The organism is Streptomyces ardesiacus, from assembly GCF_003112575.1.
Taxonomy (GTDB): Bacteria; Actinomycetota; Actinomycetes; order Streptomycetales; family Streptomycetaceae; genus Streptomyces; species Streptomyces ardesiacus.
Genome location: NZ_BEWC01000001.1, coordinates 477,373 through 502,881 on the forward strand (window position 1 = coordinate 477,373; position 25,509 = coordinate 502,881).

A 25,509-nucleotide genomic window follows, 5' to 3' on the forward strand; every position below is an offset into this window, starting at 1 on the left:
GGGCGCGCGCCGGAGGCACTGGTGCTGCTGTGCTCGGTCGCGGCGGCCGGTGCGGCCGTGGCCCAGCCCCTGGTCCTCGGCCACACCCTCGACCTGCTCCTGCGATACGGCGACGCGGGGTGGTGGCTTGCGCTGAGCGCCGGGCTGCTCCTGGGGGAGGTACTGCTGGACAGCGCGACCTCCCTGTGCACCGGACGCTGCACCGCCACCTGGACGGCGGCCGTCCGCCTGCGCGCCCTGCGCGGACTGCTGCGCGCCGTGCCCGACCAGGCGCGGGCCCTCCCCCCGGGGGACGTCGGCACCCGCCTCACCCTCAACGCCGCCGACGCGGGGGGCGCCCCGGCGGCGCGGGCGGCACTGGCGGCCTCACTGATCACTCCGCTGGGCGCCCTCGGGGCACTGGCCTTCGTCGACCTGTGGGTGGCGGCCTGCGTGCTGGCGGGCCTGCCCGCCCTCGCCCTGGTGCTGTGCTCCTTCGCACGCGACACGGGCGCCACGGTCGCCGCCTACCAGCGCACGCAGTCCCTGATCGCCTCGCGGCTCCTCGAAGCGCTGGAGGGCGCGGCCACCGTCGGCGCCGCCGGCACCGTCGACCGGGAGCGCGCCCGCGTCCTCGCCCCGCTGGCGGAACTGGCCGAGCGGGGCCGTCACATGTGGGCGCTGCACGGACGGGCGCTGGCCAGGAGCGGTGTCCTGGTCCCCCTGCTGACGCTGGCCGCCACCGCCGTCGGCGGACTGCGCCTGGCGGCGGGCGAACTGAGCGTGGGGGGCCTGCTCGCCGCCGGCCGCTACGCACAGCTCACCGCGGGTGTCGGCGCCGCCGCGTCGCTGCTCGGCGCGATCGTACGGGCCCGCGAGGCGCGGCACCGGACCCGGGAGCTGGAAGGGATGAAACCGCTGACGTACGGAACGCGACGGCTGCCCCCGGACGGACCGGGCGAGGTCGAACTGCGCGGCGTGCGCGTGGTGCGCGACGGCAGGCAGGTGCTGCGCGCCGACGGGGTGCGGGTGCCGGGCGGCAGCACGGTCGCCGTGGTCGGACGCGGCGGAGCGGGCAAGTCCGTGCTGGCGGCCGTGGCGGGCCGGCTCGTCGATCCGGACGAGGGACACGTGCTGCTGGACGGCGTCCGGCTCGACCGCTTGACGCGCGACGCGTTGCGCACCGAGGTGGCCTACGCCTTCGAACGGCCCGTGCTGGGGGAGGGGACGGTCGCGGAAGCGGTCGCGGGCGGGGCGCGGCAGCCGTCCCGCGAGCAGGTGAGGGAAGCCGCCCGCGCGGCGGGCGCCGACGGCTTCGTACGCCGTCTGCCGCACGGCTACGACACACCGCTGGCGCAGGCGCCCCTCTCGGGCGGGGAACACCAACGGCTCGGCCTGGCACGGGCGTTCGCGCACGCCGGACGGCTGCTGGTCATGGACGACGCCACTTCGAGTCTGGACACCGCCACGGAGCACGAGGTGAACCTGGCGCTGCGCCGCTCGGTCCGGCCCGGGACCCGGCTCGTGGTCGCCCACCGGCCCTCGGTGGCGGACCGGGCGGACCTGGTGCTCTGGCTGGAGGAGGGGGAGGTGCGCGCGGTCGGAACGCACCGCGACCTGTGGCGCGCGGCCGGCTACCGCGCGGTCTTCGGCGCCGGCGCGGACGCAGACGGCACCGGGGCGGCGGCCGACGGGCCCGTACCGCCGGGGGCGGGGGAGGCCGAACCTTCCGTATGCCGTCAAGAACCCGAAGAGGCGCACCCGTGACGTCCGCCGGACACCGCGCGCAGGCACCCGACGACGCGGGTACCGGGGCCGGGGCCGGGGCGGTGCGCCGGCTGGCGCCGTCCGCGCGGCGCTTCCTCGCCCGCCGCCGGGGCGTGCTGGTGCGGCTGGCGCTCTGGTCGCTGGCCGAGTCGGGGCAGGCCTTCCTGGTGGGCTACGGCGTCGCCCGCTCCGTCGACGACGGCTTCCTCGCCGGGGATCCGCGCCGGGGGCTGCTGTGGCTCGCGGTCGCCGTGGCCGCCGTACTGACCGGCGCCCCGGTCGTCCGGGGGGTGTTCGCGCAGCTCGCCGGACTGACGGAGCCGCTGCGCGACGCCCTGGTGCGGCGCGCCGTCGACCGGTCCCTGGTCCGGGTGGCCGCGGGCGGCTCCGGCGGGCCGGACCGGGCGGCCGTGTCCCGGCTGACCAACCAGGTCGAGATCGCCCGCGACAGTTTCGCCGGCCTCGTCCTCACCCTGCGCTCCTTCGTCTTCACCGCCGTCGGCGCACTGCTCGGCCTCCTGTCCCTGCACCCGGCCCTCCTCGTCGTCGTGATGCCCCCGCTGGCGGCCGGTCTCGCGCTGTTCCTGGTCACGCTGCGGCCCATGGCGGCCGCCCAGCGCCGAGCCCTGGCGGCCGACGAGGCCCTGGGCGACCACGCGGCACGCGCCCGTGCCGCGCTGCGGGACCTCACCGCCTGCGGCACCGGGCCCGCGGCCGAACGGCGCGGAGCGGACCTGGTGGCCGACGCCGCCGCGGCGGCGCGGACGCTGGCCGGGTGGGCGGCGGTGCGCACGGCGGCACTCGGCGTCGCGGGCCATCTGCCCGTGCTCGCCCTGCTGGTGGCGGTGGGGTGGCTGCGCGGGCGGGGGGTGAGCGCGGGCGCGCTGCTGGGCGCCTTCACCTACCTCGTGCAGTCCCTGCTGCCCGCCCTGCACACACTGATGACCGCGCTCGGCGCCGCCGGGGCCCGGCTGCTGGTCGTCCTCGACCGGATCGTGGGCCCGCCACCGGACCCCACCGACGCCCCGGTGGCGACGGCTTCCCGAGCGGACACCGCCGACGGCCACGGCCACGGCCACGGCCGCGTCCACTGCCACGGCACCGGCGGGCGGTCACCCGACGGTGCAAGCCCGGCGCAGCACGGGGCCGCCCCGGTCCCGGCGCTGGAACTGCGCTCCGTCACCCTGTCCTACGGCGCCCGTGCCGAGCCCGTGCTGGACTCGCTCGACCTGAGCGTCGCCGCGGGGGAACACCTCGCCGTCGTCGGACCGAGCGGCATCGGCAAGTCCACCCTCACCCGCCTCGCCGCGGGCACGCTCGCGCCGAGCGGCGGAGAGGTGCGGGTGGCCGGGAGCCCGGTCGCGGGGCGCACCGCCCCGGAGCTGGCCGCCCTGCGGGTGCTGGTCCCGCAGGAGGCGTACGTCTTCTCCGGCACGGTCGCCGACAACCTCGCGTACCTCCGGCCGGACGCGGGCCGTGAGGAACTCGACGCGGCGTTACGGGCGTTCGGCCTGCGGCCCCTGGTCGAGCGGCTGGGCGGGCTGGACGCACCGGTGCGGCCCGTCGAACTCTCACCGGGGGAGAGGCAGTTGATCGCGCTGGTCCGCGCCCACCTGTCGCCCGCCCCCCTGCTGCTGCTCGACGAGGCCACCTGCCACCTCGACCCGGCGTCCGAGGCTCGCGCCGAGGAGGCCCTCGCGGCGCGGCCGGGAACGCTGCTCGTGGTGGCGCACCGGCTCTCCTCCGCGGTCCGGGCCGACCGGACCCTGGTGCTGGACGGCGTACGGGCGGTGTGCGGCACGCACGACGAACTGCTGGGCCGTTCGCCGCTCTACCGGGACCTGACAGGCCACTGGTGCGCCCGGCCGTCCCGGCGGCCCTGAGCGCGGACCGCCCCCGTGCGGCGCCACCCGCCGTTCACGTCCAGCCGGCGCTCTGGACGATGCGGATCGCGTCGACCCGGTTGCGGGCGCCCACCTTCCGGATGGCCGTGGCCATGTAGTTGCGGACCGTCCCCCGGGACAGGTGCAGGCGCGCCGCTATCTCGGCGATCGGCGCCCCCTGCGAGGCCAGGGCCAGGACGCTCAGCTCCCTCGTGGTCAGCGGCATCTCCGCGCCCTCCAGCAGCGCCACGGTGAGCGTCTCGTCCAGGAAGCGTTCGCCCTTGGCGACGGTGTGCACCGCGGTGATCAGCCGGTGGGCCGGGGCGTTCTTGTCGACCAGCCCGAGGGCGCCCCCGTCGAACGCCCGGCGCAGCACCCCCGGCCGCTTGGCGGTCGTCAGCACGACGAGCCGGTCCCCGTACCGGGTCCGCAGGCGCACCGCGCGTCCGTCGTCCGGGCCCGTCAGGCACTCCCCGTCGACGACGCAGACGTCCGTCGGCGGCGTCACACGCGCCTCGCCGTCGGCGTCGGGACACTGCGAGGACACGTCCAGCCGGTCGTCGGATCTGAGCAGGTGCGCCAGCGCCGACCGCAGCAGCGTCTCGTCGTGCACCACGACAATACGAACCATCTCCCCCACCTCATTGTCCGGCGGCGGTCCCGTACGGACCGCCGGCTCCGCGCGCCCCCGCGCGCCACGGGCCATGTGCCCCCAACCGGGACGGTGGAACACCACGCGTACGCACGTGCGAACGGCTTCGGAGGCAATGCGCCGTCGCCGAAGCCGTGCGGAGGGACGGGCGGGACGGGTGGCCCGGTGAAGAAGGGCGGATAACACACCGGTCCGCGGACGGCGCGGGGGCCCGGGGGATCCGGCGGGCGGCGGCCGGCCCCGCCACCCGCGCCCTGTCGTCCAGGCCACGAGGGGGTTCCGGCCACCGGAGCCGCCCGCACCCGCCCTCCGGGTCCGGGCGGACGCGGTTTCGGCCGCTGCCGGATCGGCCGAAAACCGCCGCTGCCCAATCTGGCGCGAAAGGCACCGCGCCGCACGAGGTCGGGGACTGTCGGTGGGCGCCCCTAGTCTTTGGCCAACACCTCAGCAGAGCGTGCTGGTTCACAGCCCGGCTCGCGTGCTGTGCCGTGTGTTCCCCGTGGTGGCGAGAGGCGAAGAGCTGATGGGTTGGCTGGCAGCGGGCGACAGGTACGAAGTCGCCCTGGTGGAGGGCCGGGTGGTGGCGCGGGCCACGTCCGCGACGCGGGACGGGCACGAGCGCACCCTGCCCGCGGAGATACGGGACCGGCCCGAGGTGGTCGAACTCCAGCGCTTCGCCGAGTGGCTGGACCGGCACGCCGCCGAGTGCGCGGCCCAGGTCACCGCCTGGATGGTGTCCTCGCTGCCGGTGCCGGCCGGGCTGCTGGCGCAGGTGTGGCCCGACGAGGCCTGGCGGGCGGCGCTGCGGGACATCGTCGTCGTCGGCGAGGGACCCGACGAGACCGGTTTCCTGCGCGACGCCGACGGGACGGGCGGACTGCGGGTGGTGAACCTGGACGGCGAGACCGCCCGGCTGACCTCGCCCACGGTCACCATGCCCCACCCGGTCCTCCTGCCCGACCTGGAGGAACTGCGGACCTTCGCCGCCGAGGCGGGCGTGGTCCAGGGCGTGGAGCAGATCCACCGCGCCACCTGGCTCAAGCCCGCCGGCACGGACGGCGGTGCCGACTCGGTCTCCGAGTTCGCGGGCGCCGAGTACCGCTCGTGGTTCCACCTCTCCGCCCGCGCCACCTCCCTCGGCTACCGGATCTCCGGCAGCGCCGTGGTCGACCGCGTCCGGGACGACGGCCGCACCGTCACCGCACGTGTCGGCATGAGCGACCCCTACACCGAGGAGAAGGCGTGGACCGGCCGCCTGTCCTGGCACCGCGGGGACGATCGCGGCAGGCTCCCGCTGAGCGAGGTCGGCCCCGTCGCCTGGTCCGAGGGCATGCGCATGGCCGCCGCCCTGCACGCCGGCCGCACCGTGCCCACGGACGACGCCCGGTGAACGCACCCCACGCACGCACACCCGAGAAAGGCAAGCGATCATGAGCGACGGCACGACCCCGGACGGGGCGGTCGCAGAGGTGGAGGAACTGCTGCGCGCGGGAGCCGTACTGCCGCCGGGCACCACCCGGGCAGGCGACCGCGCCGTGCCCGTGTTCACCCGCGCCTACCGGCACCCGGGCCTGGACGACCGGATCGTCGTACGCCTGACGCCCGAGGACCCGTCCGCCGAGGAGCCCGCCGGGGGCGGCGGCGGATTCCTCGGCCTGCGGCCGGCGGGCGAACCGGTCGAGGTCGGGGTCGGACAGCACCGGGCGATGGGCTTCCCCGAATGGGTGCTGGTCCGCCACCCCGCCGACGGCCATCTCGCGATGTCCCTGGTCGAGGAGATGGACAAGATCGCCCGGACGGTGCGCTCCCGTCCGAAGAGGGCCCGCGCCGCCTACGAGTCGGCCGGTGAGCGCCTCGCGGGCTCGGTGCCGCACTTCCTGCCCACCTTCTACGAGGAGGCCGGCCGGGTGTTCCTGGCCGCGGGCCAGCAGGCGTACGCCTCCCAGATGTTCGTCAACGCGCGCAAGGCCGAGACGGCCCACGCCCTGCCGTTCGACGAGGCCCGCATGGATGCCGTGTTCCTGGAGTTCGCCCTCGCCGACGCCGTGCCGACCAAGGTGCTCTCCGCCTACGCCAAGGGGCTGGCGTCCCGGGTGCCGGCCGCCACCGCCTTCCGGCACCTGCGCGGGCTGTTCGTCCGGCTCGCCGCGCACGGCGTGGCACCGTCGAGCCCCGGCGCGAGCGACCTGCGCAGGCTGGCGAAGGCCGCCGCGGGCAAGAACGCGCTCGCCGAGGAGATGGCCTACCTGCGCGAGGTGCTGCCGCTGCCGGGCACCCTCAAGGCACCGCCCGGCTGGTGGAAGGCCCACCTGGCCGCCCTGCGGGAACTGACCCGGCGCGAACCCGGCGTCCGCGGCACCCTGCTGGGGCTGCTGCCCGAGGGCTGGGAGCAGGACGACCTGGGCCAGTGGCTCGGCCTGCTGGAGAAGACCGGCGCGACCGAGGGACTGTGCGACGCCGGGCTGCCCGCCGAGACGCGGTCCCCGGACGGCACGGCCGGCTGGATGCGCAGGTTCCTCCACCTGTGCCGCACCGACGACTGGCGCCTCGCACCGCCCGAGCTGTACCCGCTCGTCGACCGTCTCGCCGACACCCTGCGCGCCGAACTGCACGCCGAGGGCGGCACCCTGCCGCCCCCCGTCAGCGACGTCGACCTCCTCGACCAGCTCCTCGCCCTGCGCATCCCGGTCGGCGACCCCGAGGAGCGCCCCGGCCTGGGCCTGCAGGAATGGGCGGCCCGCGACGAGCGGCGCGACCTGCTGGCCCTCGCCGCCGACAGCCGCTTCCGCGCGGCCTTCCGGCGCGGCTGCCCCAGCTACGAACGCAAGGGCATCGACAGGCGCACCGTGACCCGGCTGGCCGAGTCGCCGGGCGGACGCCCGATGCTCGCCGAATGGGTCGCCGGTGTCGGCCGCAGGTATCTCACCAGCAACCTCGGCGAGTTCGCCGCCTACGACGGCCCGTTCCAAACGCTGGCGTGGCTGCCGGGCGAGGTCCTCGCCACCGCCGAGCAGGAGGTGCGGGATGCCCTGGGCACCGGCATGGCGCCGGGCCTCGCCCGCGCCCTGCGGTCCGGGATCCTCGACGAACTGGGCTGGCCCGCCTGGGAGGAGGCGGTCGGCACGCCCGCGACGCCCGAGGACGCGCGGAGCACCCTCGTGAGCGAGGCATGGCCGCACCTGATCGTCTTCCGCGACGGCTGCGCCCGGGTGATCGGAGCCGAGGGCACGGTCCTCAGCCACGAGATGCGCCTCCCGGCGCCCTCGGAGCGCTCGGGCACCGAGGCCCGCTACGTGGACGGCGGGCTCCTCGTCTTCTGGCAGGGACTCTCCTCCTCCGGCTTCTCCGGCTCCTACGGCTACTGGTACGCCCCCGACACCGGCGCCTCCCCGCCCACGGAGGTCGACGGCGACGTCCGCTCCCCGTATGCCTGCCACGCGAACGAGAAGGGCGGAACCAACGGCATGCGCGGCACCTCCCTCCCGCTCCCCGGGGGCGGCCGGGCCACCGGAGGCCGCGTGCTGCGGCGGGGAGACACCCACGTGCCGCACGGACGGCCCGTGATCGGCGACGGCACGTCGTACTGGGTCTGGGTCAGGGACTGGTCCGACGAGGCAAACAGTGCCTGGTTCGCCTACGACCCGGCCGCCGGCACGGTGGGGGAGCGCGACGAGCCGGACTGGTTCAGGCAGGGGCTGCGCGCCGCGCCGGAGGGCAGCACCCTCGGCACCGCCTGGCTGCTGCCCGCCCCCTCCGTCGCCCCGGGACCGGTGTCCGCCCCGGTGGACGGTGTCCTCGGCTGGCGGGTTCTCACGCTGCCCGACGGCACACGACGGGGCGAGGACCTGGCCGGCCGTTCCGTCGTCGTCCCCCCGCGCGTGGGCGGAAACCCGGAGCACGCGCTGGTCTTCCCCGGCACCGACCGGGTCGTGACCGTCATGCGATGGTCGACCGACCTCCAACTGCGGGACGCCGAAGGCGCGGTGCTCGCCCACGTCGACGGCCACCAGACGGCCGGGCCCTTCTCCGCCGGCACCCCGCTGCTGCCGCCCCTGCGCTACTGGCCCCTGCTCCGCCCCCGCGACCCGCAGGGCTCCGCCGCACTGCGCCGGGTCGGCGACGACACCGCGGCGGCCCTGCTGGCCGCGGCCCTGGCGGAGGCACCCGCAGGCACCGCGGAGGACCGGGACCCGGTGCTCGCCCCCGTGCGCACCCTGCTGCCGGAGGTCGGCCACGAGGCCCTGCGCCGGGGCATCACCGGTCTGGTCCGGTACGCCGCCGAGCAACAGCGCACCCTGGACGCCGCCCTGGCCCGGCTGGACGCGGCGGTCCGGGGCACCGCCCCGGAGGAACCCCGGGCCGCGCTCGGCGACGCCCTGCTCGCCTCCGCGCTGAACAGCGTCGGCCTCACCGAACGCGACGCGCGCTGGTACTACGACTTCCAGCACTACCTCTTCGGCCTGCCGCACCTCCTGGCCCAGTCGATGAAGGACCTGCCCGAGCCCGCCACCGCCGGCACCCCGCGGCAGGCGCCCACCGGGCACGGGCCGCTGAAGCACCTGAACGCGGTGGCCCTGCCCGAGCTGCCCGCCGTACTGGCGCTCAGGGCGGCCTGCGAGGCCACCGTGGAGGAGCACCGGCAGGCCCTGGACGTCTTCCTCGGCGAACTGGACGCCCAGGGACTGACCGAGCTGGACCCCGGCCACTGGCGCCGCGTCCACCTGGCCCTCGAACCCCACGCCTTCGACAGCCCCGGCGCCACGCACACGCAGGGGACCGTGCTCGGTCTGGGCGGCGGCGAGTTCCTCGTCTTCCCCGACTCCTGGTACCGGTTCGTCCGCGAGTACGGCGACTACGAGATCAGGGGCAGGCACTACGGCGCGGTCCACCACGACCCCTCCGGCCGCTTCGAGACACCCGCACCCTTCACCCTGGTGTCCGAAAAGCCCTTCGTCCCGGAACCGGCCCGGCCGCCCGGCTGGGTCGCCGCCTTCCGCGCCGAACTGGCCGAGCGCGGCCCCGCGCCCTGGCGCCCCGAGGCCGCCGAGGAGTTCGCCCGGCTCACCGGGGTCACCCCGACCACGGCCAGGATGGTCCTCGCCGGGATGCCGCAGATCGACGACAAGCGCACGAACGTGCCCTCCGCGACGCTCAAGACCATCGGAGTGAAGGCGGCCGACGCCCGCGTGTCCAAGGACGACCTCAGATCCCTCGACAGCGCCGCCCTGCGGGCCGTCGTGGCCGCCCTGCTGCCCGCCGAACCGTCCCGGCTGTGGACCCACGGCCCCGACACCGCCCGCGCGGCCGAGGTCTGGAACGAACGTCTCGGCCGGCGCACCCCACTGCCCGAGGACGTGCTGCACGACGCCGTCCGCACCGTCGAGCCCGTGGGCTGGGCCCCCGCCGACGCCCTGCGGGGTTTCGCGGACCTGGCCACCGAACCGCGGTTGACGACGGATAAGACCTGGAGCTTCGGCGCCTACTCCGTCGTAACCGCCGAGAAGACGCCCGCCTTCGACGGCTCGGTCCTCAAGGGATCGGTGGCCCTGGCCGCGTGGCTCGCCCACCGGCTCCCCTCCGGCGACCCCCTCCGGGCCACCCTGCCCGGCGTCCTGACCGCGCTGCGCGAACGCCTGGCCCACCCCGGCCTGCTGCTCGCCCTGGACCGGCGGGAGATCGACTGGGAGGCGTTCCGGCGGGCCGCCGGGGAACCCACGGAGACCGGCGACGGCTTCGAGCGCTACGGCGCGGTGGAGGTGAGCACCGTGAGCCCCCGGACCCTCGCCGCCGTCCGGCCGGCGCTGCTGGACCCGACCGGTCACGAGGCGCATCTGTCCGCCCTGTGCACCGGCGAGCGGCCGAACGCCCAGGAGACGGCACTGCGCCTGGTCCACGACCGGCCCTTCGCCGAACTGCTCGCCGACCCCGGCAACCCCCTGGCCGGCGAGCGCGACGCCGACGGGCTGTGGTGGCCCCAGGACCCGGCCCGCTCCGTGCCCGACCTGGTCGGCGAGGTGGCCGGACGGTACGGCGTCGGCGAGGACGCCGCCGTGCTGTACCTGATGCTGCTCGCCCTGCCGGACCCCACCGACCGCAACACCGCCCGCTGGACCGGCTGGGGCGGGCAGCGGGGCGGAACGGCCCGGCTGCGGGCCGCCCGCGCCGAACTCGCCGCCACCGGCCTCGTGGTCGAGGGCAGCCGCGCCAAGGCCGGACGCTCGCTGTTCCTGCCCGGCGGCTGGACGCGGTTGCCCACCCCGCACCTGCCGCTGGAGCGGTGGAAGCTGCCGATGTACGACCTGCTGGAGGGCGAGGCGCCCGTCCTGGGAGTCGTCGTGCCCACCCGGCCCGTGGCCGTGCTGTACCGCGAGGCCTGGCAGCGCGTCCAGGAGGGGGACGGACCGCGCCTGGAGGACATGGAGGTGCCGCGACCTCGCACACGCCGCCGCTGAGGTCCGCCCCCGGCGGGGACGGCCGCCGCACGCCGCCGTCCCCGCCCCTCCTTCTCCTCCCCCCTCCCACGCCCACGCCCCTGGACCCATGACCGCACGCCAAGACACCGCCGACCGGCCGGCAGCCCGCGCACAGCCCCACGTGATCGGCGTACGCCATCACAGCCCCGCCCTGGCCGTCGCCGTCCCCCGGCTGCTGGACGCGGCGGACACCGAGGTCGTCTGCGTGGAACTGCCGGCCGACTTCCAGCCGTGGCTGCCGTACCTCGCCGACCCGCGGACCGTGGCGCCGGTGGCGCTGAGCGGCGCCCACGAGGACGGACGGCTGCGGTTCCATCCGCTCGCCGACTTCTCGCCGGAACTGGCGGCGATCCGCTGGGCGCGGGAGCGGGGCGCGGAGGTGGTCTGCTGCGACCTGCCGCTGGCGGACCCGCGGTGGTCCTGCGGGCCGCCGGACGGGGGCGCCGTCACCGTGGCCGTCGACGAGTTGTGGGACCGCACCGTCGAGGCACTGGCGCCGGGCAGCGCTCCCGAGGCCGTGCGCCGAGCCGCCCTCGGCTTCGGACGGACGCTGCGCCGCGACACCGCGGCCCACGGCGGAATCGCTGCCGGTGACCTGGCCCGCGAGGCACACATGCGCCGGGTCCTCGGCCGGTTCGCACAGCGCCGGGTCGCCGCGGTGGTCGGCGCCTTCCACGCCCCTGCGTTGACCGGCACGGACGAGCGGGAGGCGTCGGTGGCGGGGGAAGCGGAAGCGGAGTCGGAGGCGGACGCGGCGGGGGAGACGGAGACGGAGGCAGGGGCGGAGGCTAAGACGGAGTCGGTGGCAGCGGCAGAGGCAGCGGCTAAGACGGAAGCAGCGGCAGCGGTAGAGGCAGCGGCGAAGACGGAGGCGGCGGCAGGGGCGGCGGCGGTGACAGGGGTGACGGCGGTGGCGGCCGGGACCACGGCCGGGGCCGTCGGGACCCCGACCCCGGCCCCCGGCTCCCCGGTCGTCACGTCCCTCGTGCCGTACGCCTTCGCCCTGCTGGACCCCCGCTCCGGCCACGCGGCCGGCATCCGCGACCCGCGCTGGCGGCAGGCGGTCCTCGACGCGGGCGGCGACCCGGGGCGCGTCCGGGACGCCGCCGCCCGGCTCATCACCGAACTGTGCCGGGAGATCCGCGCGTCCGGGGACACGGCGGGCACCGGCGAGGCCGTCGAGACCCTGCGGTTCGCCTGCGACCTGGGCACCCTGCGCGGTCTGCCCGCCCCCGGCCGCAGGGAACTCCACGAGGCGGTGACCTCCGTACTCGGCCGGGGCCGCCCGCTCGGCCGGGAACTGGACGCCGTCCTGGTCGGCACGGGCCGCGGCCGGCTCGCGCCCGGAACGCCCCGCTCCGGACTCGGACCCTGGGTGGAGGCCGAACTGGCCGCGCTGCGGCTCCCGGGACCGCATGCCCCGGGCGGCCGGGACCTGCGGCTCACCCCGCTCCGCTCGGGCCTCGACGCCCGCCGCGAGATCCTGCTCCAGCGCCTCGGGGAGTGCGGGGTGGGCTACGCGGAGCCGGTCCGGGTGAGCACGCCGGGGGAGGGCGACGCGCTCACCACGCGCTGGCGGGCCGCGTGGACCCCGGCGGTCGTCGCCCGCCTCGACCTCGTGGGCGTCCGCGGAGTCACCGCCGCCCAGGCGGCCGACGGCATCCTCCGCGAGCGCCACCGCAGGGCGGCCGAGGCCGGACGGGTCACCCCGGACCGGGTCGTCGCCCTCCTGGGGGCGGCGGCCCGGTGCGCCCTGCCCGCCCTGCTCCAGGACGGCCTCACGGAGGCCGAGCGCGTGCTGCCGGGTGCCGCCCGTCTGCCCGAACTGCTGACCGCACTGGACCTGTTGGAGGCCCTGCGCCGACGCCATCTGCCGGGCACCACCGAGCCCGTCCGCGTCCGGGCGGCCCGCCTCGCCGGGCTGCTGCTCGAGGCAGCCGTCCGGCTCCTGCCCGGACTGGCCGGCAGCGACGACCCCGAGGACGCCGTCGCGGTCGTGACCCTCGCCGTCCGCAGCGCCGAGGACCGGCTCGGGCTGCGGCTGGACGGCGAGTTGTACGCGCTCTCGCGCACCGGCTCCCCGCTCCTCCAGGGCGCGGCACAGGCCGCCCGGGTCCTGCTGGACCTCGACGGCTCCGAACTGCTGGGCGCGAGGCTCGCCGGCTGGGTGGACACGGCGACGGGACCGGACGGCCGGCACCGGCTGGAACGCCGGCTCACCGGGGTGCTCGTCGCGGCCGGACCGCTGGTCGAGTCGGCGTCCACCGCCCTGCGCCCGCTGTTCGAGCGCGTGGAAACCCTGGGCGACCGTGCCTTCCTCGACCGGTTGTACGCGCTGCGCGGCGGCTTCGGCGCCCTCACGCCGGAGGGGCGGACCCGGGTGCTCGCGGCCGTCCGCGACCGCCTGGGCGACCGGCTGCCCGACCTCCGGCTCCCCGCCCCGGCCGAACTGGTCGGGCGGTGGGCCGCGGCCGACGGCGAGGGGCACGCCCTGCTGCGGGAGCTGGGCCTGGCGGAGCTGGTGCGCGCCCCCGCGCCCGGACAGGATGCCGCCACGCCCGGGCAGGGTGCTCCCACGTCCGGGCAGCAGGGTGCTCCCACGCCCGGGCAGGGTGCCGCCATGCCGCCGGAGCGGTGTTCTGGCGCACGCGGGGACGGGCACGGAACCCCGCGGCTCGGCCCCGCCGACCGCTGGCGCCTGGTGCTCGGCCGCGACACCGCGCACCTCCCGCCCGGGCTGCGGCCGTACGCCCACGCCCTCGACGAACTCTTCGGCCAGGACGCGGCCGAGGCGGGGGAGAGTCGCGAAGAGGGAGGGGAGGACGCGGCGGACGACGAGCCGGAACCCGGCACGAGCAGCCCCGACGCGGGCAACGCCCACGACCGGGACCGGACCGGGGGCCGCGCCCGCAGCCGCCCCGACGTCCGGCACTGGGCCGAGGACCTCCGGGTGCTCTTCGGCGCGGAGATCCGGGAGGAGATCCTGGGCCGCGCCGTGGCCGGCGGCCGTACGGACGCCGTGGAACTCCTCGGCGCCGGCTCCGTACGCCCCTCCGTCGAACTGCTGTCCACCGTGCTGACGCTGGCCCGGGGGATGCCCGAGCAGCGGGTGGCGCGCCTGAGGCCGCTCGTGAAGCGGCTGGTCGAGGAACTCACCAAGGAACTCGCCACCCACCTGCGCCCCACCCTGACCGGCCTGGCCGTCCCCCGCCCCACCCGGCGCCCCGGCGGCCCCCTCGACCTGCCCCGCACCCTGCGGGCCAACCTCGCGCACACCCGCCGACGGGAGGACGGGCGGGTCGAAGTGGTCCCCGAGCGGCCGGTGTTCAGGACCCGCAGCGCGCGGCAGAACACCTGGCGGCTCGTCCTCGTCGTGGACGTCTCCGCCTCCATGGAGTCCTCGGTGGTGTGGTCGGCGCTCACCGCCGCCGTCCTCGCCGGCGCACCGATGCTCTCCACCCACTTCCTCACCTTCAGTACCGAGGTCGTCGACCTCACCGGCCTGGTCGGCGACCCCCTCTCCCTGCTGCTGGAGGTGAGGGTCGGCGGAGGTACGCACATCGCCGCGGGCCTCGCCCACGCCCGGACCCTGGTGACGGTGCCCGACCGGACCCTGATGGTGGTCGTCAGCGACTTCGAGGAGGGCGCCGCGGTCGACCGCCTCCTGGACCGGACCAGGGCCCTGGTCTCCTCCGGGGTCCGGCTGCTGGGCTGCGCCGCTCTGGACGGCGAGGGAACGCCGCGCTACTCGGTGCCGGTCGCCCGGCAACTCGTCGCCGCCGGAATGCCGGTGGCCGCCCTCAGCCCGCTCGCGCTCGCCCGCTGGGTCGGCGAACAGGTCCGCGGAGCCGCCCGGTGACCCGCCCCCGCCCGGACACCGCACCGGCGCTCCCACCCGTGGCACCGGAGGTCGTCGCCGCCGCGGTGGAGAGCCTGACCACCCGGCTGCGCGGCAGACTCGACGCGGCCGTCGCGGCGCTGGCCGCCACCCCCGTCGGCACGGCGGACGACGGCACGTACGGCATCCAGTGCGGCGTGGACGCCCGGGTAACCCTGACCCCGGGTCCGTCCGGCACGATCACCACCCCCGACCAGGCACGCTGCACCTGCCTCCTGTCCCCGCGCTGCCTCCACCGCACCGCGGTCCTGGCCGCGGCCCCGGTCGCGGAGGCGGGCCCGCCCGCCGCAGGAGAGCCGGCCGCCGCCCCGGCCCGGTCCGCCGACCGGGCGACTGCGACCGGCCCGGCTCCCTCCACCGCCCTCACGTCCTCCACCGGCCCGGCTCCCTCCACCGCCCGCACGTCCTCCACCGGCCCGGCCCCGTCCGCCGGTCAGGTGCGTGCCGCCGCGGACCTCTGGACGGCGGGCGCGGCGGTCCTGGCCGCGGGCGTCACCGCCGTCGGCGCGGTACAGCGGGCCGAGGTGCTGCGGGCGGCACACACGGCGCGCCTGGCGGGCCTGCACCGGGCGGAGGAGGCCGCCCTCGACGTCGTACGCCGGGTGCGCGCGGCGCACGACCCGGACAGCCCGCGCCGTACGGGCGAGGTGGTGGCCGCCCTGCGGGAACTCCTCCTCGTCACCCACCGTCTGAGGGCGGCCGACCCCGACCCGGAGCTGATCGGCGGCGTCCGCCACCCCCACCGCCCCGACCGGCCCCTGCGCCTCTACGGCGTCTGCCGCGAACCGGTGGTGGAACCCGGTGGCCGGGGCGGTGTCGTCACCCGTCTCGTCGGTGACGACGGCCGCTGGTACGCGCTGCGCGACGTCCGGCCGGGCGGCGCCGGGCGCGCCCGCCGTGCCGGTACCGCCCACGTCGCCCTCCGCTCCTTCCTGAGCGACCACGAGCGGCTGTCCCGCGCCGGTCTCGTCGTCACCGGCGCGGTCGTCGCCCCCGACGGCAGCCTGCTCGCCGAGCCCGGCGTCCGGGCCACCTTCGCCGCCGGACGCCCCTGGACCGACGTCGTGCCCGCGACCGCCCCCGCCGGCCCCGGGCAGGCCCCGTCGCCGACCGTGTGCACCGTGGAGATCCTCGCCGCCGACGGCGAGGGCGTCCTCGTGCGGGCCCTCACCGGCGACACTCCCGGGCCGGTCCTCCGGCTCGCCCCGGCCCACCGGCACCCCGCCCTCGCCCACACCGCCAACCTCCGGCGCCTGGGCGCGTGTCCGGGGCTGCGGGTCCGCGTCCTCGGCCGCGTCGACCCCGAGCGGGCCACCACCCTGCGCCCCCTGGCCGTCGGACCCGTGTCCGGCAGCGGGGCGCCGACCCTCGCCCTGCCCGAGGAATGGCGGGGCCGCGCCGACCTCGGCTACGACCGGCTGCGCGACGACCACTTCCCGTCCGGGGCGGCTCCCTGCCCGCCCCCGTCCCTCCTCCCCGGCACCGCGGCCCGCCCGGCCGACCCGCCGCTGCGGCACCTGCGCGACCTGGTCGAACTGGCGGTCACGGGAGGACGCCGCGCCGCCGCGGAGCCCGCGCGCACCGGCGACCGGGACGGCCGCGCGGCCGCGTTGCGCCGCGGCGGGTTCGCCACCGGCGCGGACCTGTTCGCCGCGCTCGGCGCGGTGGCCGCCCGGCGTTCCCGTGACGCCTTCGGACGCCTGGCCGGGGACGACCAGGACCACTACGCGGCCCAGTGGCTGGCCACGGCCGTCTACCTCGCCGGCACGGAAGCCGCCCTGGGCCGCGCCCTGTGGCAGGGCTGAGCCGCGCGGCTGACGGCCGTGCCCGGCCGTCAGCGCTCCAGCGCCTCCGGTCCGGTGGACGAGGGAGTACGGCTGCCCGGGTACGGCGTGGGCCGTGACGGACCGGTGGCGATCACGGGCGAGTGCTGCGGTGACGTGCCGCGGCCGGAGCCGCTCCCAGCATCCGCACCGCGTCGGCGGCGGCCGGCGACAGCACGGTGCTGTCCTGCACGTCGGACAGGGGCACCCATCGCGCTGCCGAGGTGGAGCCGCCGGTCTCGGTCACCGCGAGCACTCCCTCCGCGAGGGACACGGCGTAGAACAACGCGGTCAGGCTCCAGCTCACGCCGTTCCGCCGGGCCGAGTAGGTCTTCGCGTCGAGGAGCCGGGCCCCGGCCAGTTCAAGGCCCGTCTCTTCCACGAGTTCGCGGGCCAGTGCCTCGACGGGCTGCTCACCCGGATCGATGCCGCCGCCCGGCAGGTGCCAGAGCCCCGGCATGAAGACGGGCGACGCATCCGACAGACGCGTCAACAGCACGCGATCACGCTCCACGGCGATCGCGTAGACCGAAACACGTGTCCTCACCCGAGTGTCCACAGGTCCCGTCCCTCTCCGTGCCGCACGAGGCCGGGCGGCATCGTGAAGCCATGACGGCCGGCCGCCCGCCCGCGCCCCGTTCCGCGGCCGACAGGAAGGAACCCGCGATTCCCGACGGCGCGGCCGATGAGTTCGTGGCCCCCGGCCGGTCCCATCTTGTGACACCCGAGGAAAGGACACCGCCATGTCGGAGCTTCTCGTCGACTTCATCACCTCCCTCGACGGCTGTGCGTCGGGAGAGGGCTGGCCCGGGTTCTGGGGCCTGGAGGGGCCGGAGTACCTCGCCTGGCTCGGCGAGCAGCCCGGGGCCACCTACCTGATGGGGGCGAACACCTACCGCCTGATGTCGGGCTTCGCGGCGGGCCGGGTGCCGAGCGGCCAGGACGAGTTCCGGCCCGAGGAGGAGGCGTCCGTCGACGAGCTCGGCCGAGCGTCCAAGGTGGTGTTCTCCTCCTCGCTCGAGGCGCCGCTGACCTGGGCCAACTCCACCCTCGTCCGCGACGACGCCGTCGGGGCGGTCCGCGCCTTGAAGGCGAGTGGCACGGGGCTCCTCAGCACGATCGGCAGCCTCACCCTGTGCCGGTCCCTGCTGCGTGCCGGACTCGTCGACCGCTTCCGGGTCGTGATGTTCCCCGTGATCACCGGAGCGACGGGCGAGGAGCGCATCTACGACGGCTATCCGGACGTCGCCCTGGAGATGACCGACCACCGCACCTTCGACGGCCGCATCCAACTGGTCGAGTACAGGCCCCGCGTCCTCGACCACCCGCCGCTCGGCCACCCCGCGTGAGGCTCCGCGTGCCGGCGGGCCCGGCCCACCTCGCGTACCGGTGACTTTCACACGAGCGCCACCGGACCCTTCCCTGACGTTTGCTGCTCCTGGAACACTCCTTTCGCGCGCATTCCGTCATCGCCCGGCACCGTCCGGACGGTCGACCCCTCCCCAAGGCGAAAGGGCCCCCACCCCCATGGCCGAAGCGAACCGGCGCAGATTCCTCCAACTCGCGGGCGCCACCACGGCGTTCAGCGCCCTGTCCGCGAGCATCGACCGGGCCGCCGCCCTCCCGGCGAACCACCGCTCCGGATCGATCGAGGACGTCGAGCACATCGTCGTCCTGATGCAGGAGAACCGTTCGTTCGACCACTACTTCGGCAGGCTCCGAGGGGTCCGCGGCTTCGGCGACCCGCACCCGGTGACGCTGGACGGCGGCAGACCGGTGTGGCACCAGCGCAAGAGCGACGGCACGGAGGTGCTGCCGTTCCGCCCCGGGGCCGACGACCTCGGCATGCAGTTCCTCGAAGGGCTCCCGCACGGCTGGCCCGACGGACAGGACGCCTACCACAACGGCAAGTACGACCGGTGGCTGCCCGCCAAGGGCACCACGACCATGGCCTACCTGACCCGCGAGGACATCCCCTTCCACTACGCGCTCGCCGACACCTTCACGGTCTGCGACGCCTACCACTGCTCCTTCATCGGCTCCACCGACCCCAACCGCTACTACCTGTGGTCGGGCCACACCGGCAACGACGGTCGCGGCGGCGGCCCGGTCCTCGGCAACGACGAACGCGGCTACGACTGGACGACCTACCCGGAGCGCCTGGAGGCGGCCGGGATCTCCTGGAAGATCTACCAGGACGTCGGCGACGGCCTCGACGCGGCCGGCGGCTGGGGCTGGATCGACGACCCCTACCGGGGCAACTACGGCGACAACTCCCTGCTGTACTTCAACGCGTACCGCGACGCGAAGCCCGGCGACCCCCTGTACGACAAGGCCCGCACGGGCACCGACGCCCGGAGCGGAGAGGGCTACTTCGACCGGCTGCGCGCGGACGTCAAGGCGGGCACACTGCCGAAGATCTCCTGGATAGCCGCCCCGGAGGCGTTCTCCGAACACTCCAACTGGCCCTCGAACTACGGCGCCTGGTACATCTCCCAGGTCCTGGACGCGCTCACCTCCAACCCGGCCGTGTGGGCGAGGACGGCCCTGTTCCTCACCTACGACGAGAACGACGGCTTCTTCGACCACGTGGTGCCGCCGCTGCCGCCGAAGTCCGCGGCGCAGGGCCGCTCCACCGTCGACGTCTCCCTGGACGTCTTCGAGGGCAGCGCCACCCACCGCGAGGGCTTCTACGGGCTGGGCCCGCGCGTGCCGATGCTGGTCGTCTCGCCCTGGAGCAAGGGCGGCTTCGTCTGCTCCGAGACCTTCGACCACACCTCGGTGATCCGGTTCATGGAGCGCCGCTTCGGCGTCCGCGAACCGAACATCTCACCGTGGCGCCGGGCCGTCTGCGGCGACCTGACCTCCGCCTTCGACTTCTCCCGCAAGGACAGCCGCCCGGCCCGCCTGCCGGACACCGACGCCTACGAGCCGCCGGACCGCACACGTCACCCCGACTACCGCCCGACACCGCCCGCCGACCCCGGCATGCCCCGTCAGGAACGCGGGTCGCGTCCCTCCCGCCCGCTGCGCTACGACCCGTCCGTGGACGGCGCCGCGGACCCGGCGGCCGGGAAGTTCACGCTGTCCTTCGCCTCCGGGGCCCGGGCCGGCGCCGCCTTCCTCGTCACCTCGGGCAACCGAGCGGACGGCCCCTGGACCTACACCACCGAAGCGGGCAAGAGCATCGCGGACACCTGGAACTCGGCGTACTCCGGCGGATCCTACGACCTGACGGTGCACGGCCCGGCCGGTTTCCTGCGCGTCTTCCGCGGCCGAAACGAGCCCGCCGGACCCGCCGGACCCGAGGTCACCGCACGGCACGGCGGGGACGACCTCCGGCTCACCCTCACCAACGCCGGTCCCGGCACGGTCCGGCTGCGGATCGCCAACGCCTACGACGGCCGCGCCCGGACCCTCACCGTCCGCCCCGGCGCCACCGTGCGGCACACCGTCGACCTCGCGCGCAGCCGCCGCTGGTACGACGTGACGGTGACCTCCGAGACCGACCCCGCTTTCCTGCGGCGCTTCGCCGGCCACGTGGAGAACGGCAGGCCGGGGGTGAGCGACCCGGCGCTCGTCACCGACTGAGGCGGGGGCCGGAGAAGCCCGGTCACCCCGCCGTACGACGGTCGGAGGCGGCTGCGCGGACCGAACTGATGGGCAGTCAGCCCGTGGGATATCGTGGGGAGGTGTGACCGGGCACGCGGTCCGTCGAGTTCCAGCCGGGGGAGAGTACAGCCGATGGCGAGGCAGCTACGCGCCGAGCAGACCCGCGCGACGATCGTCGGTGCCGCGGCCGACCTGTTCGACCGCCACGGCTACGAGTCGACCAGCCTGAGCGAGATCGTCGCCCACGCCGGGGTCACCAAGGGCGCCCTGTACTTCCACTTCGCGGCGAAGGAGGACCTCGCCCAGGCCATCATGGAGATACAGTGCCGCACCTTCCGCCGGCTCGTGAGGGACCTGGACGGGCGGGGCTACTCCTCCCTGGAGGCGCTGCTGCGTCTCACCTTCGGCATGACCCGGGTCTACGAGGAGGGGCCGGTGCTGCGGGCCGGGCTGCGGCTCGCCACCGCCGGAGTACCGGTACGGCCGCCCCTGCCGCACCCCTTCACCGAGTGGCGGCAGACGGCGACGTCCCAACTGCTCAACGCGGTGCGGCAGTCCGACGTGCAGCCCGACATCGACGTCGACTCCGTCGCCCACGCCCTCGTCTCCTCCGTCGTCGGCACCTGCGTCGTCGGCGCCGCCCTCGAACCGGCCGGACGTCAGCCCCGCCGCCTGGCCGAGATGTGGTGCATCCGGATCCGCGGCATGGTCCCGGTGGCCCGGCGCGCCCGCTACCTCTCCCTCGCGGCCCGACTGGAGCGGGAGACGGGCACGGCCTGACGGTCCGGTGAGCGTACGGGGCGAGGCGCCGGCCGCGGCTCGCGGCCGGCGCCTCGCGGGCCGTCCCGGCCGGGGCCGGTGCGTGCTCCGACCGTCTACAGCTGGGCCGAGGCGAAACCGCTCAGCAGCACCAGGGTGCCGCCGATCTCACCGACGATCAGGGCCTCGCGTACGCCGCGCAGGCCGGACTTCCGGTCGCGCATCTGGTTGTCGGTCCGGCCCTCGAGTCCGAGCCGCACATAGGTCGAGATGGTCACGACGAACATGCCGACGATCACTGCTGCGGCGGTGATGTTCACCGCGGACGGCCAGCCGGAGAACTGGACCAGCGGCGCCACGACGGCCGACGTCGCGAAGGAGTACAGCAGTCCGGAGCTGTGCGCGACGTTGACGTAGCGGTGTGCCGTTCCGTCCGGAGACGCTATCGACTGCTGCCATTTCCACACCCCGAGGACCAGTGCCGCGAGGAAGATCAGGCCGGCAGCGAAAAGGACCCAGGCGGTTTCCTGGCGGATCACGGTGTGCCTCCGAATGGTGCCGGAAGCCGTCCGCCGGCCGAGGCCGGGCGGCTTCCCACGGGTAGTGACGGCAGGTTACGCCGTGCGGACCGCTGGGCAGATCGCCCCGCGTACACGACCGCGCGGTCGGTCGTCGCCGTCGCCCCAGAGGGCCGCGGAGAAGGCCGCCCCGACGATGCGCAGCGTCTTCGCCCAGCCCGCCGCGTACCCGGACCGCACCCGGCCCGACACCGTCGCCGGCACGCTCCGCCGACGGCTGGTCCCCCGGCTAGAGCCGTGTGAGGTGCCCCGGCCCCGGGCGACGGGGCGCCGGTACGGTGGCCGCCGTACCGGGCTCCTCCGGTTCCGGGGCGGCGGGCACCGGGGCGGCGAACGCCGGTGCGGCCGCCGTACCGGTCCGCTCCGGGGTCGCGCGGCTGAGCTGGAGGACGCCCCAGGCGGCCAGCGCCGCACCGGCCAGCGCGAGGAGCACACCGCCCGCCCCGCCCCTGAGCCGTTCCCCCAGCAGCGAGAGCCCGATCACCGCGGCGGCCACCGGATTGGCCAGCGTCACCACCGCGAGCGGGGCACCGAGACCGCCCCGGTAGGCCGTCTGGGACAGCAGCAGTCCGCCCGCGGCGAAGGCGGCCACCAGCAGGGCCACACCGACGACCTGGACGCTCAGCAGCGGACCCGAGCGGTCGGTGACCGCGACCGTCACGGTCTGGGTGAGTGCCGAGGCGACGCCGGACGCGATGCCGGACGCCGTGGCGTGCCGCAGCCCCGGCCGGGCGCCGGGCCGGGACAGCACGCCGATCAGCGCGGCCGTCGCGCCCGACACCGTCAGCGCCTCCGGCACGCTCAGCACGTCGTCCGGCGCGGGTCCCGACGCGGTGAGCAGCAGGGCGCCGAGGCCCAGCAGCGTCAGCCCGGTGCCCCGCCACTCGATCGCGCTCACCCGCCGCCCCGCCAGCCGCGCCCCCAGGGGCACCGCCGCGACCAGCGTGAGGGCGCCCAGCGGCTGCACCACGGTGAGGGGGCCGTACTTGAGGGCCACGACGTGCAGCAGCGCGGCCGAGGCGTTGAGCGCGACCGCCCACCACCAGGCGCCGGAGGCGAGCATCCGCAGAGGGCCGGCGCCGGAGGCGCGCGCGGCCAGCCGTTCCTGGGCGACGGCCGCGGCGGCGTACGCGCAGGCCGAGACGAGGGACAGCAGGACGGCGACGAGCGCGGCGTTCACCGGCCCGCACCGACCGGTTCGGGCCGTGCGGCCGTGGACCGGCGCCGGATCTCGGGCCGCCGGCGGGGCGGGGCGGACCGCGGACCGGGGGCGTGCCGGTGCGGCGGCCGGAGCAGCGCGAGCGCGAGCCCGAGCAGGGCCGTGGCCACCATCACGTCGAGCCAGTAGTGGTTCGCGGTGCCCACGATCACCAGCAGGGTCGCCAGCGGATGCAGCAGCCACAGCCACCGCCACCGCGACCGGGTCGCGACGATCAGACCGATCGCCAGCATCAGGGCCCAGCCGAAGTGCAGGGAGGGCATCGCCGCGAACTGGTTGGACAAGGAGTCCGTGCGCGGCGGGCCGTACACCGAGGGGCCGAAGACCCTGGCCGTGTCGATCAGACCGGTGCCGCCGAGCATCCGCGGCGGGGCGAGCGGGAACAGCAGGTGCAGCAGCAGCGCGGCACCGGTCACGGCGGCCAGCACCCGGCGGGCCCAGACGTAGTGCGCGGGCCGGCGCAGGTAGAGCCAGACCAGGAAGGCCAGGGTGGCCGGGAAGTGGACGGCCGCGTAGTACGTGTTGGCGCCGTGGACCAGCGCGTCGCCGTGCAGGAGCAGGGACTGCACCGTGCCCTCGTCGGGCAGCCGGAGCACGCGCTCCCAGTCCCACACGTGGCGGGCGTTGCGGAAGGCCTCGGTCGTGTGTCCCGTCGCCAGTTGCCGGCCGAACTTGTAGACGAGGAAGAGCCCGGCCACGAGCAGGAGCTCGCGGACGAGCGGTGGGCGCGCGGGCGCGTCCGGCCCCGTTGGTGCAGGCTCGCTGCGGGAGTTCATCCCCCGGCCCCCTCGCTGACGGTGGTGCGTGTGGCTCGTCGGTACGGGGGCGTGTGACGGTTCTCATCGATACGACCGCGTTCCGATACGCCAGTGTACCGATACGGTGGTGTACCGGTACACTGGCGTATCGATAGACATACGACACACTGGGTGCGGGGCCGGAGAAGCCCCCCGGGCGAGAGAGAAGGAGCGGGGCCGATGACGTCGCAGGACGCGGTCCGACCGGAAACGGCCGGCACCTCGCGCCGCTCCAAGATCACGCCGGAGCGTGAGCAGGAGTTCTTCGACGCCGTGCTCGAACAGCTCCGCTCCTGCGGCTACGACGCCGTGACCATGGAGGGCATCGCCGCCAGCACCCGGTGCAGCAAGTCCACGCTCTACCGGCAGTGGAAGACCAAGCCCCAGTTCGTGGCCGCCGCCCTGCGTTCCAACAGCCGGGTGCGGTTCGCCGACATCGACACGGGGTCGCTCGCCGAGGACCTGCGCCGGGCGGCCGCCGCCGCGGGCGAAGGGGCGGGCAAGGACACCGGGCTGCTCCAGGCGCTCGGCCACGCCGTCATGCAGGACCCGGAACTCAAGTGCGCGCTGCGCGAGGCGCTCGTCGAGCCGGAGATCGCCGCGCTCCGGGCGATCCTGGCGCGCGGTGTGGACCGGGGAGAGGTCCCGGCCGGCCACCCGGCGCTGGAGTACGTGCCCGCGCAGCTCTTCGGCATGCTGCGGATGCGTCCGGTCCTGGAGGGCAAGCAGGCCGACGCGGCCTATCTCGTCCGGTTCGTGGAGGCCGTCGTGCTGCCGGCGCTCGGCCTCCCCTGAAAGACCCAGGCCGCCGTCCACGGGATGACTGGACGGTGACCTGCCCGCGCCGCACCGTGGGGACGGGGGCGGCGCGCACCCCCGGCCGGGTGGGGCACCCTTTGAGCGGAAGGGCGCCCCACCCGGCCGAACGCTTCACGGCCGCGTCGGCCGGGGCCGGTCAGACGTCCTGGCCGCTGCCACCGCCGCCGGAGGTGTCCACCTTGATGCCCTGGGTGATCTCGTCGATGACCGTCTGCTTCTGGTCGACGTCGACGCCGAAGCGGACGACGACGATCTGCGAGGGCTGGGCGGGGGAGGGGAACGCCAGCGACTCGACGAAACCGTCGGAGCCCTTGGCGGTGACCACCTTCCAGCGGACCAGGTAGCCCTTCTGCCCGGCGACCGTGACCGCCTTGGAGGCCAGCTCGTCGTGCGAGGTGATGCCGCCGTAGGACTCCTCGCCGTAGGACTCCTCGGCGTTCGCCGCGATGTCGGCCTTCGCGACCTGTTCCGCGGTGTCGCCCTCGGTCTTCAGCAGCATCGCCGGGGCCGAGTAGGCGCCGCCCTTCGTGCAGGACTTGGCGGTGTCGCCGGGGCACTTGTAGACGTCGTTCGACGTGATCTGCGCGCCGACCTGCAACTCCTGCCCCGACCAGCCCTCCGGGAGGGGCAGGCTGATCCCGCTGAGCGCGTCCGTCACCGGGCCGCTGTCGATCGTGGGCGGTTCCGAGGCGTCCGGGGACTTCGGAGAGGGCCCCCGGCCGTCCTCGCCGCCGTCCTTGCCCCCGCTGCCGCCGCCGTCCTCGCCGAAGGGATCGTTCCGGTCGCCCGAGCCCGGACGGTCCTGCTGCGATCCGGCCGCCCGGTCGCCGCCCGAGCCGTCGTCGGTCAGCGCGTACACGCCGACCCCGATGCCGGCCAGCACCGCCACGGCCGCCGCCACGGCTATGCCGGTGCGCACCCGCCGCCGGCGCGCCGACGGCGCCGGGACCGGAAAGCCCGCGTACCCCGGGTGCACGGGATACGGCCCGGGCGCGGCGTCCGGAAGCAGTGGCTGGGCCGGCGGCTGGACCGGTGGCTGGGCCGGCGGCTGCGCGGGCGGGGCCTCCGGGGCGGCCGCTCCCGCCGGGCGCACCTGGTCGGTCCACGCCGTGCCGTCCCACCAGCGTTCGGTGGCGGGACCGTCATTCTTCTGTCCGGGGTCCGGGTACCACCCGGGAGGAGTCGCCTGCGTCATGTGCCCACCGTATGAGGCGTCGGTGAAAGCCGGATGAGAGGCCCGCCCGGAGGGC

General features: G+C 75.8%; 16 protein-coding genes. 10 read left to right on the forward strand and 6 right to left on the reverse strand.

Annotation, left to right across the window (positions count from 1 at the left end; all coding sequences use genetic code 11):
- The first annotated feature begins 21 nt into the window (after positions 1-21).
- Together Sdi02f_RS01950 and Sdi02f_RS01955 are read left to right on the forward strand one after the other, a co-directional pair.
- Positions 22-1,746, forward strand: coding sequence for an ABC transporter ATP-binding protein (locus tag Sdi02f_RS01950; RefSeq protein WP_245962123.1), 1,725 nt, complete (start codon positions 22-24; stop codon positions 1,744-1,746).
- Positions 1,713-3,629 carry an ATP-binding cassette domain-containing protein gene (locus Sdi02f_RS01955; protein WP_108932582.1) on the forward strand — a complete coding sequence of 639 codons (1,917 nt, stop codon included), beginning with the start codon at positions 1,713-1,715 and terminating at the stop codon, positions 3,627-3,629. The genes Sdi02f_RS01950 and Sdi02f_RS01955 overlap by 34 nt, the downstream gene beginning before the upstream one ends.
- A gap of 34 nt (positions 3,630-3,663) precedes the next feature.
- Here Sdi02f_RS01955 and Sdi02f_RS01960 read toward each other — a convergent pair whose 3' ends face one another.
- A complete protein-coding gene (locus Sdi02f_RS01960) occupies positions 3,664-4,269 on the reverse strand; it encodes a response regulator transcription factor (protein ID WP_159107627.1) in 606 nt (201 codons plus the stop codon).
- A 535-nt stretch (positions 4,270-4,804) separates the two neighbouring features.
- Here Sdi02f_RS01960 and Sdi02f_RS01965 point away from each other — a divergent pair.
- The 4 genes from Sdi02f_RS01965 (at position 4,805) to Sdi02f_RS01980 (ending at position 16,457) form a co-directional block, all read left to right on the forward strand.
- The gene (locus Sdi02f_RS01965; RefSeq protein ID WP_108932584.1) at positions 4,805-5,671 is read left to right on the forward strand and encodes a DUF4132 domain-containing protein; all 867 of its coding nucleotides are present in this window, start codon (positions 4,805-4,807) and stop codon (positions 5,669-5,671) included.
- Positions 5,672-5,711: 40 nt separating this feature from the next.
- The gene (locus Sdi02f_RS01970; protein WP_108932585.1) at positions 5,712-10,733 is read left to right on the forward strand and encodes a DNA-binding protein; all 5,022 of its coding nucleotides are present in this window, start codon (positions 5,712-5,714) and stop codon (positions 10,731-10,733) included.
- Between the two features lie 88 nt (positions 10,734-10,821).
- Positions 10,822-14,613, forward strand: a complete 3,792-nt coding sequence (locus Sdi02f_RS01975) for a DUF5682 family protein (protein WP_108932586.1) — start codon at positions 10,822-10,824, stop codon at positions 14,611-14,613.
- The gene (locus tag Sdi02f_RS01980) at positions 14,610-16,457 is read left to right on the forward strand and encodes a hypothetical protein (RefSeq protein WP_108932587.1); all 1,848 of its coding nucleotides are present in this window, start codon (positions 14,610-14,612) and stop codon (positions 16,455-16,457) included. The genes Sdi02f_RS01975 and Sdi02f_RS01980 overlap by 4 nt, the downstream gene beginning before the upstream one ends.
- Before the next feature lie 112 nt (positions 16,458-16,569).
- Here Sdi02f_RS01980 and Sdi02f_RS01985 read toward each other — a convergent pair whose 3' ends face one another.
- A complete protein-coding gene (locus Sdi02f_RS01985) occupies positions 16,570-17,022 on the reverse strand; it encodes an NUDIX hydrolase (protein WP_234328479.1) in 453 nt (150 codons plus the stop codon).
- A 196-nt stretch (positions 17,023-17,218) separates the two neighbouring features.
- Between Sdi02f_RS01985 and Sdi02f_RS01990 the strand changes: the two genes are divergently transcribed.
- From Sdi02f_RS01990 to Sdi02f_RS02000, 3 genes are all read left to right on the forward strand, one after another.
- On the forward strand, positions 17,219-17,824 hold the full coding sequence (locus tag Sdi02f_RS01990; protein WP_031086517.1) for a dihydrofolate reductase family protein: 606 nt from the start codon (positions 17,219-17,221) through the stop codon (positions 17,822-17,824).
- A 178-nt stretch (positions 17,825-18,002) separates the two neighbouring features.
- A complete protein-coding gene (locus tag Sdi02f_RS01995; RefSeq protein WP_108932589.1) occupies positions 18,003-20,066 on the forward strand; it encodes a phosphocholine-specific phospholipase C in 2,064 nt (687 codons plus the stop codon).
- A 153-nt stretch (positions 20,067-20,219) separates the two neighbouring features.
- Positions 20,220-20,867 carry a ScbR family autoregulator-binding transcription factor gene (locus tag Sdi02f_RS02000; RefSeq protein WP_055469256.1) on the forward strand — a complete coding sequence of 216 codons (648 nt, stop codon included), beginning with the start codon at positions 20,220-20,222 and terminating at the stop codon, positions 20,865-20,867.
- A gap of 95 nt (positions 20,868-20,962) precedes the next feature.
- On the opposite strand, the gene Sdi02f_RS02005 is transcribed toward Sdi02f_RS02000, so the two are convergent.
- The 3 genes from Sdi02f_RS02005 to Sdi02f_RS02015 form a co-directional block, all read right to left on the reverse strand.
- Complete coding sequence (locus Sdi02f_RS02005; RefSeq protein ID WP_108932590.1) at positions 20,963-21,385, reverse strand: hypothetical protein; 423 nt, start codon at positions 21,383-21,385, stop codon at positions 20,963-20,965.
- Positions 21,386-21,653: 268 nt separating this feature from the next.
- Entirely contained in the window at positions 21,654-22,604 is a 951-nt protein-coding gene (locus tag Sdi02f_RS02010) for a DMT family protein (RefSeq protein ID WP_030404027.1), read from the reverse strand.
- Positions 22,601-23,419, reverse strand: a complete 819-nt coding sequence (locus Sdi02f_RS02015) for a phosphatase PAP2 family protein (RefSeq protein ID WP_108932591.1) — start codon at positions 23,417-23,419, stop codon at positions 22,601-22,603. The genes Sdi02f_RS02010 and Sdi02f_RS02015 overlap by 4 nt, the downstream gene beginning before the upstream one ends.
- A gap of 201 nt (positions 23,420-23,620) precedes the next feature.
- On the opposite strand from Sdi02f_RS02015, the gene Sdi02f_RS02020 reads away from it, so the two are divergent.
- The gene (locus tag Sdi02f_RS02020) at positions 23,621-24,235 is read left to right on the forward strand and encodes a TetR/AcrR family transcriptional regulator (RefSeq protein ID WP_030404029.1); all 615 of its coding nucleotides are present in this window, start codon (positions 23,621-23,623) and stop codon (positions 24,233-24,235) included.
- 160 nt (positions 24,236-24,395) lie between these two features.
- Here Sdi02f_RS02020 and Sdi02f_RS02025 read toward each other — a convergent pair whose 3' ends face one another.
- A complete protein-coding gene (locus Sdi02f_RS02025) occupies positions 24,396-25,454 on the reverse strand; it encodes a DUF2510 domain-containing protein (RefSeq protein ID WP_108932592.1) in 1,059 nt (352 codons plus the stop codon).
- Positions 25,455-25,509: the final 55 nt, after the last annotated feature.

Coding starts and splice junctions, on each gene's coding strand:
- Sdi02f_RS01955 (WP_108932582.1), top strand. CDS start 1,713: ATGCCGTCAAGAACCCGAAGAGGCGCACCCGTGACGTCCGCCGGACAC.
- Sdi02f_RS01965 (WP_108932584.1), top strand. CDS start 4,805: ATGGGTTGGCTGGCAGCGGGCGACAGGTACGAAGTCGCCCTGGTGGAG.
- Sdi02f_RS01970 (WP_108932585.1), top strand. CDS start 5,712: ATGAGCGACGGCACGACCCCGGACGGGGCGGTCGCAGAGGTGGAGGAA.
- Sdi02f_RS01975 (WP_108932586.1), top strand. CDS start 10,822: ATGACCGCACGCCAAGACACCGCCGACCGGCCGGCAGCCCGCGCACAG.
- Sdi02f_RS01990 (WP_031086517.1), top strand. CDS start 17,219: ATGTCGGAGCTTCTCGTCGACTTCATCACCTCCCTCGACGGCTGTGCG.
- Sdi02f_RS01995 (WP_108932589.1), top strand. CDS start 18,003: ATGGCCGAAGCGAACCGGCGCAGATTCCTCCAACTCGCGGGCGCCACC.
- Sdi02f_RS02000 (WP_055469256.1), top strand. CDS start 20,220: ATGGCGAGGCAGCTACGCGCCGAGCAGACCCGCGCGACGATCGTCGGT.
- Sdi02f_RS02015 (WP_108932591.1), bottom strand. CDS start 23,419: ATGAACTCCCGCAGCGAGCCTGCACCAACGGGGCCGGACGCGCCCGCG.
- Sdi02f_RS02020 (WP_030404029.1), top strand. CDS start 23,621: ATGACGTCGCAGGACGCGGTCCGACCGGAAACGGCCGGCACCTCGCGC.
- Sdi02f_RS02025 (WP_108932592.1), bottom strand. CDS start 25,454: ATGACGCAGGCGACTCCTCCCGGGTGGTACCCGGACCCCGGACAGAAG.